14 protein-coding genes are annotated in these 14127 nt (G+C 65.9%); 6 read left to right on the forward strand and 8 right to left on the reverse strand.

Annotated features, from left to right (window positions below):
- Nucleotides 1–19: 19 nt before the first annotated feature.
- From POR01S_RS07625 to ybaL, 5 genes are all read left to right on the forward strand, one after another.
- Nucleotides 20–877, forward strand: a complete 858-nt coding sequence (locus POR01S_RS07625) for a Tim44 domain-containing protein (protein WP_042134953.1) — start codon at nucleotides 20–22, stop codon at nucleotides 875–877.
- Between the two features lie 180 nt (nucleotides 878–1057).
- Nucleotides 1058–1459, forward strand: a complete 402-nt coding sequence (locus tag POR01S_RS07630; protein WP_007160107.1) for an SMI1/KNR4 family protein — start codon at nucleotides 1058–1060, stop codon at nucleotides 1457–1459.
- 69 nt (nucleotides 1460–1528) lie between these two features.
- Nucleotides 1529–2287: an SDR family NAD(P)-dependent oxidoreductase gene (locus POR01S_RS07635; RefSeq protein WP_027598710.1), complete on the forward strand. Its 759-nt coding sequence runs from the start codon at nucleotides 1529–1531 to the stop codon at nucleotides 2285–2287.
- A gap of 60 nt (nucleotides 2288–2347) precedes the next feature.
- The gene (locus tag POR01S_RS07640) at nucleotides 2348–2830 is read left to right on the forward strand and encodes an acyl-CoA thioesterase (RefSeq protein ID WP_007160109.1); all 483 of its coding nucleotides are present in this window, start codon (nucleotides 2348–2350) and stop codon (nucleotides 2828–2830) included.
- A 74-nt stretch (nucleotides 2831–2904) separates the two neighbouring features.
- Nucleotides 2905–4623 carry a YbaL family putative K(+) efflux transporter gene (ybaL, locus tag POR01S_RS07645; protein WP_042134955.1) on the forward strand — a complete coding sequence of 573 codons (1719 nt, stop codon included), beginning with the start codon at nucleotides 2905–2907 and terminating at the stop codon, nucleotides 4621–4623.
- Between the two features lie 4 nt (nucleotides 4624–4627).
- On the opposite strand, the gene POR01S_RS07650 is transcribed toward ybaL, so the two are convergent.
- Both POR01S_RS07650 and POR01S_RS07655 read right to left on the reverse strand, forming a co-directional pair.
- Nucleotides 4628–5536 carry an energy transducer TonB gene (locus POR01S_RS07650; RefSeq protein WP_237709540.1) on the reverse strand — a complete coding sequence of 303 codons (909 nt, stop codon included), beginning with the start codon at nucleotides 5534–5536 and terminating at the stop codon, nucleotides 4628–4630.
- Between the two features lie 185 nt (nucleotides 5537–5721).
- Nucleotides 5722–6678, reverse strand: a complete 957-nt coding sequence (locus tag POR01S_RS07655; protein ID WP_042134956.1) for a CobW-like GTP-binding protein — start codon at nucleotides 6676–6678, stop codon at nucleotides 5722–5724.
- Nucleotides 6679–6745: 67 nt separating this feature from the next.
- Between POR01S_RS07655 and POR01S_RS07660 the strand changes: the two genes are divergently transcribed.
- Nucleotides 6746–7081: an NADH:ubiquinone oxidoreductase gene (locus POR01S_RS07660; RefSeq protein ID WP_255211808.1), complete on the forward strand. Its 336-nt coding sequence runs from the start codon at nucleotides 6746–6748 to the stop codon at nucleotides 7079–7081.
- Nucleotides 7082–7099: 18 nt separating this feature from the next.
- Here the strand turns inward: POR01S_RS07660 and glmS are convergent, their stop codons facing one another.
- The 6 genes from glmS to atpG all read right to left on the reverse strand — a co-directional run bounded on the left by glmS (nucleotide 7100) and on the right by atpG (nucleotide 14086).
- The gene (gene glmS / locus POR01S_RS07665) at nucleotides 7100–8935 is read right to left on the reverse strand and encodes a glutamine--fructose-6-phosphate transaminase (isomerizing) (RefSeq protein WP_042134960.1); all 1836 of its coding nucleotides are present in this window, start codon (nucleotides 8933–8935) and stop codon (nucleotides 7100–7102) included.
- A gap of 67 nt (nucleotides 8936–9002) precedes the next feature.
- A complete protein-coding gene (locus tag POR01S_RS07670; protein WP_042134961.1) occupies nucleotides 9003–9773 on the reverse strand; it encodes a DeoR/GlpR family DNA-binding transcription regulator in 771 nt (256 codons plus the stop codon).
- Nucleotides 9774–9827: 54 nt separating this feature from the next.
- Nucleotides 9828–11195 (reverse strand): bifunctional UDP-N-acetylglucosamine diphosphorylase/glucosamine-1-phosphate N-acetyltransferase GlmU, encoded by a 1368-nt coding sequence (glmU, locus tag POR01S_RS07675; RefSeq protein ID WP_042134963.1) that lies wholly within the window; start codon nucleotides 11193–11195, stop codon nucleotides 9828–9830.
- A 156-nt stretch (nucleotides 11196–11351) separates the two neighbouring features.
- A complete protein-coding gene (locus tag POR01S_RS07680) occupies nucleotides 11352–11777 on the reverse strand; it encodes a F0F1 ATP synthase subunit epsilon (RefSeq protein WP_007160117.1) in 426 nt (141 codons plus the stop codon).
- 38 nt (nucleotides 11778–11815) lie between these two features.
- Nucleotides 11816–13192 carry a F0F1 ATP synthase subunit beta gene (atpD, locus tag POR01S_RS07685; protein ID WP_007160118.1) on the reverse strand — a complete coding sequence of 459 codons (1377 nt, stop codon included), beginning with the start codon at nucleotides 13190–13192 and terminating at the stop codon, nucleotides 11816–11818.
- A gap of 30 nt (nucleotides 13193–13222) precedes the next feature.
- Nucleotides 13223–14086, reverse strand: coding sequence for a F0F1 ATP synthase subunit gamma (atpG, locus tag POR01S_RS07690; protein WP_042134965.1), 864 nt, complete (start codon nucleotides 14084–14086; stop codon nucleotides 13223–13225).
- Between the last annotated feature and the right edge of the window lie 41 nt (nucleotides 14087–14127).

Below are 14127 nucleotides of genomic sequence, written 5' to 3' on the forward strand. Positions count from 1 at the left end.
TTCACAGAGAGAACACCACATGCAACGCCTGATGAGCTTCTTCATGATCCTGTGCCTGGGCCTCACGCTCAGCCTGGATGCCAATGCCAAACGCATGGGCGCCGGCAAGTCCGCTGGCGCCGCGCCCATTCACCAGACCCGCCAGGCCGCGCCAACCCAGCAGCCGGGCATGGCTGCGCCTGCCGCCGGTGCTGGCGCCGCCGCCGCTGCCCGTCCGAGTGGCGCCTCGCGCTGGCTCGGCCCGCTGGCCGGTATCGCCGCCGGTGGTCTGCTCGCCTCCATGTTCATGGGTGACGGCTTCGAAGGCTTCCAGTTCTTCGACTTCCTGATCCTGGCGCTCATCGCCTTCGTGATCTTCCGCCTGATCGCCCGTCGCAAGCAGCAGGCCGGTCCGCAGCCCGCCGTCGCCGGTCATGCGCCGATGCAGCGCGAGATGCCCAACCAGCCCAACAATGGCGGTCTGTTCGGCGGTGCCGCCGCTGGCGCCGCGCCGGTGATCAACGCACCGAGCTGGTTCAATGCCGAGCGCTTCGTGGCCGCCGGTCGCGAGCACTTCATGAACCTGCAGCAGCACTGGGACGCCAACGAGATGGACAAGATCTCCGAGTTCGTCACCCCGCAGATGCTGCAGTGGCTGCGTGACGAGCGCGCCGCGCTGGGCGAGGGCTTCCAGTCCACCTACATCGAGAACCTGAACGCCACCCTCGACGGTGTCGAGGATCTGCAGGGCAAGACCATCGCCACCATCACCTTCAACGGTGTATCCAAGGAATCGCGCTTCGACCAGGGCCAGCCGTTCAGCGAAAGCTGGCGCATGGAGCGCATGGCCGGCGAGAACCAGCCCTGGCTGCTGGCCGGTATCCGCCAGAACGCCTGATAAGGGCGCGGCACCGAAAAGCCCGGCTCTAAGCCGGGCTTTTTCATGGGCGCCGCCTGCCGAACATCTCTCGAAACCGCTATCAAGTCCGTACGGAAGCTGCCGTTATCCCGGACTGAACTGCTAACCTTGCGCGCCTCTTTTCCCTTTATCCGGTGCGCATTTCGAGAGAGGCCTGCTATGGAAGACGTCATCGAACGCCTGCGTGAAGAAAACGAACCCGTTCCCGTACCCCTGGAGCTGCCCGACGAAGACCTGCTGGTCGAGATCGAGGAAGAGCTGCTCATCAGCCTGCCGCCGGAATTCCGCGAATTCCTGCTGACCGTCAGCGACGTGGTCTATGGCCGCATCGAGCCGGTGACCGTCACCGATCCCCAGTCCCATACCTACCTGCCGGAAGTGGCCGCCACCGCCTGGGACGAAGGCCTGCCGCGCGAGTACATTCCCCTCTGCGCCAGCGACGACGGCTACTACTGCGTCAGCCAGGAAGGCGAGGTACTGTTGTGGGAAGATGGCGACCTGACCGACGAATCCTGGGATTCGGTCTGGGTCTGGGCGCGCGACGTCTGGCTGGAAAGCTGACCGGCCCGCTACTGAACGACCCCGCTGCGCATGGGTCTGGATAAGGCCATCACTTACGGAGGATGCGTCATGAGCACTCCCGTCGTCCTGATCACCGGTGCCGCGGGCGGCCTCGGCCGGGCCCTGGCGCAACGCTTCGCCCAGAGTCGCTGGCGCGTCGCCGCCGCCGACCGCGATGCCGAGGGCCTGCATGGCCTCAACGGCATCGTCGGCCTGGATTCCAGCGTGACCGCCGATATCTCCAGCGCCGAGGGCTGCCGCTCCCTGGTCAGCAAGGTCATGGCCCGTACCGGGCGTCTGGATGCCCTGATCAACGCGGCGGGCATCTGGCGCGAAGGCGAGGTCGAGACCTTTACCGAGGACGACTACGACCTGGTGATGGCGGTCAATCTCAAGGCCACCTTCTTCATGTGCTCGGCGGCCATCCCCTTCCTCAAGGAAAATCGCGGCGTCATCATCAACGTCGCCAGCGGCGCCGGACGCCAGCCCATCGCCGGCGCGGCGGCTTATGGCGCGGCCAAGGCCGCGGTGCGCTTCTTCAGCCAGAATCTGGCGGTGGAACTGGCGCGCGATGGGGTGCGGGTCAATGCCGTCTCGCCAGGGGACATCGACACCCCCATGCTGGACTTCCAGGCCGCCCACTATGGCAGCGGCGATCCGGCCGGCTATCGCCGCAACCTGCTCAATCGCTATCCCCAGGGCGAAACCGCGCGCTTCATCCAGCCGGAAGAGGTGGCCGAATTTGTCTACTTCCTCTGCCAGCCCCAGGCGGCGGCCATTTCTGGCGCCGACCTGCCCATCGACTTCGGGCTGTCCGCCGGCCGTTGACGGCTGTGACAGACGGCGCCGGTGCGCCGTCTACAGGATTTCCCCCTCGAGGATTCGCCCATGGAAGCCGGCAACCACCAGTTGAGCATGACCATCCTGATGACCCCGGACCTGGCCAACTTTTCCGGCAATGTCCACGGCGGCGCCCTGCTCAAGCACCTCGACGAAGTGGCCTACGCCTGCGCCAGCCGCTATGCCGGACGCTATGTGGTGACCCTCTCGGTGGATCAGGTGATCTTTCGCGAACCGGTGCATGTCGGCGAACTGGTGACCTTTCTCGCCTCGGTGAACTACACCGGGACCACCTCCATGGAAATCGGCGTCAAGGTCATCACCGAGAACATCCAGCAGCGTTCGGTGCGCCACACCAACAGTTGCTTCTTCACCATGGTGGCGGTGGACGAGAACGGCAAATCCTGCCCCGTGCCCCAGCTGGAACCCGTGACCGCGGACGAGAAGCGGCGCTGTGTGCAGGCGCAGCAGCGCCGACAGATCCGTCGGGAACTTCAAGAGCGCTATCAGGCACTCAAGGAAACCTTTTGAGTTTTGCCGGCTAGGTCGCCGTCGTTCGACGGCAGCGGCTCCAGGATCTGGCAATCCAAATCCTTGGAGCCAGCATGTCCCATGACACCCCTCTGATATCCACCCTGGCGATCGGCCTGGTCCTGGCCTTTGCCTTCGGCATCCTCGCCACCCGTCTGCGCCTGCCGCCCATCGCCGGCTATCTGCTCGCCGGGGTCGCGGCCGGCCCCTTCACGCCCGGCTTCGTCGCCGATCCCGAACTGTCCAAGGAGCTGACCGAAATCGGCGTCATCCTGCTGATGTTCGGCGTGGGTCTGCACTTTTCCATCAAGGATCTGCTGGCGGTCAAACGCATTGCCATCCCCGGCGCCATCGTGCAGATCGCTGCCGCCACCCTGATGGGCATGGGGGTGAGCCACTTCCTGGGCTGGGGGCTGGGTAGCGGCCTGGTGTTCGGGTTGTCGCTGTCGGTGGCCAGTACCGTGGTGTTGCTGCGGGCCCTGGAAGAACGCCAGATGGTGGAAAGCCGACGTGGTCGCATCGCCGTGGGCTGGCTGATCGTGGAAGACCTGCTGATGGTGCTGGCCCTGGTGGTACTGCCGGCGCTGGCCGGGCCGCTGGGTGGCGACAGCGGCGAAGAATCGGGCCAGAGCCTGGGGCTGGAGCTGGGCCTCACCGCGCTCAAGGTTGGCGCCTTCATCGCGCTGATGCTGCTGGTGGGCCGGCGCGTCATCCCCTGGCTGCTGGCCCGGGTGGTCCGTACCGGTTCGCGCGAACTCTTCACCCTGGCGACCCTGGCCATCGCCATGGGCATCGCCTATGGCTCGGCGTCGCTGTTCGGGGTGTCCTTCGCCCTGGGCGCCTTCTTTGCCGGCGTGGTGCTCAACGAATCGGAACTCAGCCACGACGCGGCGGAGAATTCGCTACCCCTGCGCGAAGCCTTCGCCGTGCTGTTCTTCTTTTCCGTGGGTTGCCTGTTCGATCCGGAGATCCTGCTGGAACAACCCCTGGCGGTGCTGGCCACGGTGGCGGTGATCGTCTTTGGCAAGTCCATCGCCGCGACCCTGATCGTCCTGGCCTATCGTCGCCCCTTGAGCGTGGCCCTGACCATCGCCGCCAGCCTGGCGCAGATCGGCGAATTCTCCTTTATCCTCGCCAGCCTCGGCCTGTCGCTGAAACTGCTCGACCAGGGCGCTCACGACCTCATCCTGGCCGCCGCCATCATCTCCATCATCCTCAATCCGCTGCTGTTTCACGGCATCGACCTGCTGCAGCCCTGGATGGAGCGTCGCGAAGGCCGCCGGCTGATCAATGCCAAGGGCAAGCATGCGCCAGAGCTGGACGACGAACCCGAGCCAGTGGCGCAACGGGGTCACCTGGTGCTGGTGGGCTATGGACGGGTGGGCCGCTATCTCTGTGATCGTCTGGATCGCGAGGATCCGCCGCTGATCGTGATCTCGGACGAACCGGAACATGTCACGGCGCTACGCCAGCAGGGATTCAAGGCGATCCTCGGCAACGCGACCCAGGACAAGGTGCTGGCACGGGCCAAGCTCGAGGAGGCGCGGGCCCTGCTGCTGGCGATTCCCAACGGCTTCGAGGCCGCCGAGATCGCGCGCCGGGCCCGCGAGCTGGCGCCGGAACTGCCTATCCTCGCCCGCGCCCATCACGAAGACGAGATCCGCCATCTGGAGCGTCATGGCGTGGACGAGGTGATCATGGGCGAACGCGAGATCGCCCTTGGCATGTTCCGCTATCTGGGCCTGGAGCGGACCGGGGAGTCCGAGGCGGAGCCCAGGGGCTCCGCCGCCTAGCGACCTAGCGGCGCTGGATCTTGAAGTTGAAGGTCTTGGTGGCCTTGCGCGGGACGATCTGGCCGCCGGAGACCCGGGGGGCGAAGCGCCATTCGCCCAGCACCTCGAGCACCGCGCGCTCCAGTTGCTTGTTAGAGGCTTCCAGCACCTGGATGTCGGCCAGTCGACCGTCGGCGGTCACGGTGAACATCACCCGCACCTCGCCACCCACACCGCGACGACGCAGCATTTCCGGATACTCCGGCGGCGTCATCTTGATCGGCCGGATGTCGGCGTCGTCGATGCTGCCGGTGGGCAGGCCGGCGGTCTTCGGCGGACCGGACGGCGCAGCGGCCGGCGCCGGCTGACTGGGCGCAGCCGTGGCCGCAGGCGCGGGGGCCGGCGCTGGTGCGGCCTGAGCCACCGGCTCCGGCGCGGGCTCGACCTTTTTCGGCAGCGGCTTCTGCTGGCTGTGCTCGACCGGCTTGGGCTTCGGCTTGGGTTTGGGCTTTTCCACCACCGGCTTTGGCGGCTCCACCGGTTTCGGCGGTTCCACGGGCTTGGGCGGCTCCGGTGGCGGCGGTTCGGGTTGCGGCGGCGGCGGCGCGGGCGGTGCCGGGGTCGGCGCGGGCGGCTCGGGTACCGGCTTGGGCAACTGGATGAAGCTGACCTGCATGGGTTCGTCGCCCTTGGCGATCTTCAGCTCCGGTGGCGCCTGGACCACCAGGAACAGCGCCGCGGCCATGCTGGCGTGCATGATCAGCGACAGCGCCGAGGCGGCCCCCCAGCCGCGACCCCGGGGTGGCTGCTCGCCCGGTTCGGCAGCGCCGACCGGGGTCAGTACCGGGGTCAGGATCTCTTCGTTACGCTCGGGCATGCGGAACGACAGGATGGTGGCCGAGGGCTCGCTACGCTTGGCATTGACCCCTGCCACGGGCTCCACATCGCCTGCCTGGGCGGCCCTGACGGGTCCCTGGACGGATTCCAGCTCATCGCCATCGGTACGCGCAGCGACTACGAGAGGTTCAGGCTTGGCAAGAGACGTCGGAGCCATGGGAGCAATACGCAGAGGAAGTAAATTTAATAATCATTATCATTAGCTGAACAAATTTGGCAACCTCAAATGTCGCGAATGGTCCCGCCCAGCGCTTTTTCGAGGGCCTCTAGGTCCGGCTTTTCCTCCAGGATCAACTCCAGCCGGTTGTCGCGTCGCCACAGGGTCGGCTCCCAGGCGCCCTGCCCGGCCAGACCGTTGTAGGCCTGCCAGCCCTCCGCCAGCTGCAGCACCGCCTTCAGCCTGAGCAGCCCGGGGAGACCGCCCAGCAGCGCCAGCAATGCCGGGCCGTCGAAGCTGTGGCTGGGATGCCAGCGCCAACCGACGGCGTGGTGGCCCTCCAGGGTATGGCTGAAGCGCAGCGGGCGTCCGGGCAGCAACAGCGCCTGCGGAGCGGACGCCGCCTCGGGCTCGGATAACTCGCCGTCGCTCGAGGTTTCACCGTCGGCCAGGGGCAGGTCGGCCAGGGCGATCCGCCCGCCTTCGGTCCAGTACAGCGGCCGATCGCCCAACTGCGCCGGCAAGCCTGCCCGCTCCAGGCCCGCGCTCTTGTTGAGCACGATCAGGCCGGCCTGGCCCAGCGCCTGCTGCTGGGCGTCCGGCAAGGGCTGGCCCTCCAGCAGTTGCCTGGCATCCACCACCCAGATCAGGGGTTGCAGACTCAGCACCCCGGTCCAGGGCGGCGCCTGGAGTTGCCGATAGAGACTGGCGGGATGGCCGAGGCCGGAAGGCTCGATGAACAGCCGCTGCGGTCGTGCCCGTCTGAGCAGTCGGGTGAGGGCTACCTGCAGGGGCACGCCCTGGACGCAGCACAGGCAGCCACCCGGGACCTCGGCGATCGCCAGGCCATCGTCGTCCCGGGTCATGAGCGCCGCGTCGAGTCCGACCTGGCCGAATTCGTTGACCAGGATCGCCCAGCGCTCGTGGGCGGGGCGCTGGGCGAACAGCTGGCGGATCAGGGTGGTCTTGCCGGCGCCCAGAGGGCCGGCGATCACATGGGTCTTGATATCGGCGAGGCGCATGGCGGGAGGGTCGAATGCTAGAGTGGCGATTTCATCAGGGAGATGGGCTGGAATGTGGCGATTGCTGATGCCTATGCTGCTGTTGCCGTCACTGGCGCTTGCCGATGCCTGCGTGATCCGCAGTCGTCAGGGCAGTGTGGACGTGCAGGTCTGCCAGAGCAATATCGACATCCCCGCCCAGCTGTTTCGCGACGGCTTCTGCCAGCCACAGCTCAAGGACCAGCAGACCGAGGTCCGCTTCGTCGACCGCTGTCCGGTCGGCGAGATCGGCATCTGCCAGGGTGCCCGCAGTCCGGGCGTGCCCTATCGACAGGATATCCACTACTACGGCGAGCCCGGCGACGGCCGCTTCCTGGCCGTCGCCTGCCGGCAGCAGAATCAGGGTAGCTGGCGCGTGCCCTGAGGTTCCACGTGGAACCCTTTATTCCACGGTCACCGACTTGGCTAGATTGCGTGGCTGGTCCACGTCGGTGCCCTTGAACACGGCGACGTGGTAGGACAGCAGCTGCAGCGGGATGGTGTAGAGGATCGGCGACAGCGCATCGTGGATGTGCGGCATGGGCACGATGCGGGTGCCTTCGCCTTCCTCGAAGCCGGCACGCTCGTCGGCGAAGACGATCAGCTGACCGCCACGGGCGCGCACTTCCTGCAGGTTGGACTTGAGCTTTTCCAGCAGCTCGTTGTTGGGCGCCACCGTCACCACCGGCATGTCGGCATCCACCAGCGCCAGCGGACCGTGCTTGAGCTCACCGGCCGGATAGGCCTCGGCGTGGATATAGGAAATCTCCTTGAGCTTGAGCGCACCCTCCATGGCTACCGGGTACTGCTCGCCACGCCCCAGGAACAGGGTGTGGTGCTTCTCGGCAAAGGATTCCGCCAGCTTTTCCACGGTCTTGTCCATGGCCAGGGCTTCGTCCAGCCGCGCCGGCAGCCGGCGCAATTCGGCCACCAGCTCGGCTTCGACGGCGGCAGCCAGACGCTGCTGGCAGCGACCCAGACTCAGGGTCAGCAGGAGCAGCGAAACCAGCTGGGTGGTAAAAGCCTTGGTCGAGGCCACGCCGATCTCGGGACCGGCCTGGGTCAGGAAGCTCAGCTGCGATTCGCGCACCAGGGAGCTGGTCGCCACGTTGCAGATGGCCAGGCTGCTCAGATAGCCGGATTGCTTGGCCATGCGCAGCGCGGCCAGGGTATCGGCGGTCTCGCCCGACTGGGAGATGGTGACGAACAGGGTGTCCGGGCTGACGGCGACGCGGCGATAGCGGAATTCGCTGGCCACCTCCACCTGGCAGGGGATGCCGACGTATTCCTCGATCCAGTAGCGCGCCACCGAACCGGCATGGAAGCTGGTGCCGCAGGCGACGATCTGGACCTGGCGGACCTTGGCGAACAACTCGGACGCCGCGGGGCCGAAGGCCTCGGGCAAGACCTGACCGTCACCCAGGCGGCCTTCCAGGGTGCGCTGGACCACACTGGGCTGCTCGTGGATCTCCTTGAGCATGAAGTGGCGATAGGCGCCCTTGTCGGCAGCCTCGCTGCCCTCGTGGTACTGCACCGTCTCGCGCTGGACCGGCGCGCCGTTCACGTCCCAGAGCTTGACCTGATCCAGACGGATCTCGGCCACGTCACCCTCTTCCAAGTAGACGAAGCGATCGGTCACCTGACGCAGCGCCAGCTGGTCAGAGGCCAGGTAGTTCTCGCCCAGACCCAGGCCGATGACCAGGGGACTGCCGCTGCGGGTCGCCACCAGACGATCCGGCTGCTGGCGCCAGACCGCCGCCAGGCCATAGGCGCCGTGCAACTCCTTGACCGCCGCCTTCAGCGCCGTGGTCAGGTCGCCGCTGTCCTGCAGCTTGAGGTGCAGCAGATGGACGATGACCTCGGTGTCGGTCTGGGAGGTGAAGACATAGCCCTGGGCCTTGAGTTGGGCGCGCAGGGCCTCGTGGTTCTCGATGATGCCGTTGTGCACCACCGCCACGTCACCCTGGGAGAAATGCGGGTGGGCATTGGCTTCGGTGGGCGCACCATGGGTCGCCCAGCGGGTGTGGGCGATGCCCAGGCGACCGGCCAGGGGATCGGCCAACAGGGCCGCTTCCAGTTCGCTGACCTTGCCGATGCGGCGCAGGCGCTGCAACTCGCCCTGGGCATCCAGCAGGGCCAGGCCGGCGCTGTCGTAGCCACGGTATTCCAGGCGCTTGAGACCCTCGACCAGAATGGCGGTGATGTTACGCTCGGCAATGGCGCCGACGATTCCACACATGCTTACCTCCCCTTGCCTGTCTTATCCACAACGACCCGGCGGGGCCGGCTGTGGATGACCTGATTGTCTAGTTATCCACCGGGGCGCAGATGACCTGCACCCCCTGGATTTCGATCGCCCGAGCCGCCTCGGCGGGCAGTCGCTCATCGGTGATGAGCACGTCCACCCTTTCCCAAGGTAGTTCCAGATTGGGAATTCGCCTGCCCAGCTTGCTCGCCTCGGCCATGACCACCACCTCGCGCGCCACCTCGGCCATCACCCGCGACAGCGACAGATGCTCGTTGAAGGTGGTGGTGCCGCGCTCCGGATCGAGGCCGTCGGCGCCGATGAACAGCTGGTCGAAGTCATAGGATCTGAGTACCTGCTCGGCGACCTGCCCCTGGAAGGATTCCGAGTGCGGATCCCAGGTGCCGCCAGTCATCAGCAGCATGGGTTCCTGTTCCAACTCGCGCAGGGCGGTGGCCACCTGCAGGGAATTGGTCATCACCACCAGGCCGGGGCGGCGATCGAGTTGCGGGATCAGCGCCGCCGTGGTGCTGCCGCAGTCGACGATGATCCGTGCATGTTCGCGCAGGCGCCGGGCCGCGGCCCGGGCGATGGCCTGCTTGAAGGGCGATGCCTGGGGCGGAGCCTCGGCCAGCAGCTCCTGGGGCATGGCCACCGCACCGCCATAGCGGCGCAGCAGTAGCCCATTGCGCTCGAGGGCGGCCAGGTCCTTGCGGATGGTGACCTCGGAAGTCTCCAGCTGGCGGGCCAGTTCGTCCACGCTGACCTCGCCCTGCTCCTGGAGCTGGGCAAGGATGGCGTGGCGACGCTGGGCGGTGTTGCGACGGGTCATAAATTTCGATTCGAAAGATAATGGATCGAATCAAAACCTAATAGCAGGCTGGCGTCAAGCCTTGGGGGCCTTCTTCGGTCGCTGCCAGCCGGTCTTATTGACCTGCCGCGCCCGCCCCAGTGCCAGGGTATCAGCCGGCACGTCCGCCGTAATGACCGAGCCGGCCGCCGTGGTCGCGCCGGCGCCCAGGCTGACCGGCGCCACAAGCGAGCTGTTGGAACCCACGAAGACATCCGCGCCGATTTCGGTTCGAAACTTGTTGGCGCCGTCATAGTTGCAGGTGATGGTGCCTGCGCCTATGTTGCTGCCGGCACCGATGCTGGCATCGCCCAGATAGGTCAGGTGACCGGCCTTGGCGCCGTCCTGCAGATGGGCGTTCTTGAGTTCGACGAAATTGCCCACATGGGCCTTGCTGCCCAGTTCGCTACCCGGGCGCAGACGGGCGAAGGGACCGACGTCGGCGCCCTCCCCGACCACGGCGCCGTCCAGATGACTGTTGGCCTTGATGATGGCGCCGCGCTTGAGCACGCTGTCCTTGATCACGCAATTCGGACCGATGCTCACGCCGTCTTCCAGCACCACCCGACCTTCGAGAATGACGTTGACGTCGATGGAGACGTCGCGACCCGCCTCGACCTGGCCACGCTGATCGAAACGCAGGGGATCCAGCAGGGTCACGCCCTGCAGCATCAGGCGCTCGGCGGCGCGCTGCTGGAAGTGCCGCTCCAGCTGGGCCAGTTGCCGGCGATCGTTGGCGCCCTGCACTTCCATGGCGTCCGCCGGCTGGCTGGTGGCGATGGTCAGGCCGTCCGCCACCGCGAGGGCGATGACGTCGGTCAGGTAGTACTCGCCCTGGGCGTTGCTGTTGGACAGGCGACCCAGCCAGTCCGCCAGCCGCCGACCGGGTACCGCGAGGATGCCGGTATTGCCTTCGCGGATGGCGCGCTGGGCGTCGCTGGCGTCCTTGTGCTCGACGATGGCGGTTACCCGCCCCTGCTCATCGCGCAGGATGCGGCCATAGCCGGTGGGATCGTCCAGCTCCACGGTCAGCAGCGCCAGATGGCTGTCATCCACCTGCTGCAGCAGGCGCTGCAGGGTCTCGGTCTGGATCAGGGGCACGTCGCCATAGAGGATCAATACCTGCTCCGCCGTCAGCGCCGGCGCTGCCTGGGCCACGGCATGGCCGGTACCGAGTTGCTCGGCCTGGACCACGAAGCTGACGTCGTCGGCGGCCAGCTGGCTGCGGACCTGGTCGGCGCCATGGCCGATGACGACATGGATGCCGGCCGGCTGCAGCTCACGGGCACGGTCGAGGACATGCCCCAGCATGCTGCGACCGGCCACGGGATGCAGCACCTTGGGTAGAGCGGATCTCATGCGGGTGCCCTGGCCAGCAGCCAGGACGACGATTTCCAGGGACATCGGAACCTCGGAGACAGGAGGGGAAGAGACGAGCCAGCGACCGAAGGCGACAGGCACCTTCCAAGTCCGACCACGCGAAATTTCTCGCCCACTTTTCGGACGACAAAAGAAAAGGGTAGCCGAAGCTACCCTTGTCGTTACAGCCTGACCTTGCGCTTAGCGCTTGGCCTGCCGCTTGAGCTGCTGGATGGTGCGCAGCTGGGCGGCGGCTTCGGCGAGCTGAGTGGCGGCAGCGGTGTAATCGAACTCCGTGCCCTTGTCGCTCAGTGCTGCCTCGGCGCGCTGCTTGGCTTCCAGAGCGGCAGCTTCATCGATGTCACCGGCGCGGCTGGCGGTATCGGCCAGCACTTCGACGACATTCGGCTGCACTTCCAGAAAACCGCCGGAGATGTAGAACACCTCCTCGGCGCCCCCGGCCTTGACCAGGCGGATGGGGCCCGGTTTCAGATCGGTGAGCAGCGGCGCATGGCCCGGGGCGATACCCAGATCACCCAGGTGGCCGTGGGCGATGATCATCTCCACCGCGCCGGAGAAGATTTCCCCTTCCGCGCTGACGATGTCGCATTGGACTGTCTTGGCCATAGCGTGCCTCTAAGAGCGCCCGTCGCCGGGCGCGGCAGTTACAGTTTCTTGGCTTTCTCGATGGCTTCGTCGATGCTGCCGACCATGTAGAACGCCTGCTCGGGCAGGTGATCGTAGTCGCCACGCAGGATCCCGGAGAAGCCGGCGATGGTGTCCTTGAGGGACACGTACTTGCCGGGCGAACCGGTGAAGACTTCGGCCACGAAGAACGGCTGGGACAGGAAGCGCTGGATCTTACGAGCGCGGGAAACCAGCTGCTTGTCGGACTCGGACAGTTCGTCCATGCCCAGGATCGCGATGATGTCCTTCAGCTCCTTGTAGCGCTGCAGCACGTACTGGACGCCGCGAGCGGTGTCGTAGTGCTCCTGGCCGATCACGTTCGGGTCCAGCTGGCGCGAGGTGGAGTCCAGGGGATCGACCGCCGGGTAGATACCCAGAGAGGCGATGTCACGGGACAGAACCACAGTGGCGTCCAGGTGGGCGAAGGTGGTCGCCGGGGACGGGTCGGTCAAGTCATCCGCAGGGACGTAGACGGCCTGAACGGAGGTGATCGAACCCAGCTTGGTGGAGGTGATGCGCTCCTGCAGGACACCCATCTCCTCGGCCAGGGTCGGCTGGTAGCCCACCGCGGACGGCATACGACCCAGTAGCGCGGACACTTCGGTACCGGCCAGGGTGTAGCGGTAGATGTTGTCGACGAACAGCAGGACGTCACGGCCTTCGTCACGGAATTTCTCGGCCATGGTCAGACCGGTCAGGGCCACGCGCAGACGGTTGCCCGGCGGCTCGTTCATCTGGCCATAGACCAGGGCGACCTTGTCCAGAACGTTGGAGTCCTTCATCTCGTGGTAGAAGTCGTTCCCTTCACGGGTACGCTCGCCCACGCCGGCGAACACGGAATAACCGCTGTGCTCGATGGCGATGTTACGGATGAGCTCCATCATGTTGACGGTCTTGCCCACGCCGGCGCCGCCGAACAGGCCGACCTTGCCGCCCTTGGCGAAGGGGCAGACCAGGTCGATGACCTTGATGCCGGTTTCCAGCAGGTCGTTACCACCGGCCTGCTCTGCATAGGATGGGGCCTTGCGGTGGATTTCCCAGCGCTCTTCCTCGCCGATGGGGCCGGCTTCGTCGATGGGGTTGCCCAGGACGTCCATGATGCGGCCGAGGGTCTTGACGCCGACCGGGACCTTGATGGCCTCGCCGGTGTTGCCCACGTTCAGGCCGCGCTTGAGGCCTTCGGTGCTACCCATGGCGATGGTACGGACCACGCCGTCGCCCAGCTGCTGCTGGACTTCCAGGGTGGTTTCGGCACCCTGCACCTTGAGGGCGTCAAAGACGCGCGGTACCGCGTCGCGCGGGAATTCCACGTCGATCACGGCGCCGATGATTTGTACGATACGTCCGCTACTCATTTCGCGTTCCTCGAATGTTTAAGCTGTCCGTCAGACCGCGGCGGCGCCGCCGACGATTTCCGAAATTTCTTGGGTGATCGCAGCCTGGCGAGCCTTGTTGTAGACCAGCTGCAGCTCCTTGATGAGATCGCCGGCGTTGTCGGTGGCGTTCTTCATCGCGATCATCCGCGCGGCCTGTTCGCTGGCAGCGTTCTCGACCACGGCCTGGTACACCTGGGATTCCACGTAGCGCACCAGCAGACCGTCGAGCAGGGTCTTGGCGTCGGGCTCGTAGAGGTAGTCCCAATGCTTGCCTTGCAGCTCACCGCCCTCGGCCGGTACCAGGGGCACCAGCTGCTGGATGGTCGGCTTCTGGGTCATGGTGTTGACGAAGACGTTGGACACCACGTACAGACGGTCGATACGGCCGTTCAGGTAGGCATCCAGCATCACCTTGATGCTGCCGATCAGATCGCCGATCGCCGGGGATTCGCCGAGGTGGCTGATGGCCGCGACCACGTTGCCGCCGAAGCTGCGGAAGAAGGAGGCACCCTTGGCCCCGATCACCGCCAGATCGATTTCCACACCCTTGCCGCGCTGGTCGCTCATGTCGCGGACCAGAGCCTTGAACAGGTTGGTGTTCAGACCACCGGCCAGACCCCGATCGGAGCTGACCACGATGTAACCGACGCGCTTGACCTCGCGTTCCACCATGAAGGCATGGCGGTACTCGGGGTTGGCGTTGGCCAGGTGGCCGATCACAGCGCGTATGCGCTCGGCATAAGGCTTGCTGGCAGCCATGCGGGCCTGAGCCTTACGCATCTTGCTGACCGCAACCTTTTCCATGGCGCTGGTGATCTTCTGTGTGCTTTTGATGCTCGCGATCTTGCCGCGAATCTCTTTTGCGCCTGCCATGTGACACCTATCGGGTTGGCAAACGGGGGCTGGCGCCCCCG

The sequence above is a fragment of the Pseudomonas oryzihabitans NBRC 102199 genome (assembly GCF_000730625.1).
In the GTDB taxonomy this organism is placed as follows: domain Bacteria; phylum Pseudomonadota; class Gammaproteobacteria; order Pseudomonadales; family Pseudomonadaceae; genus Chryseomonas; species Chryseomonas oryzihabitans.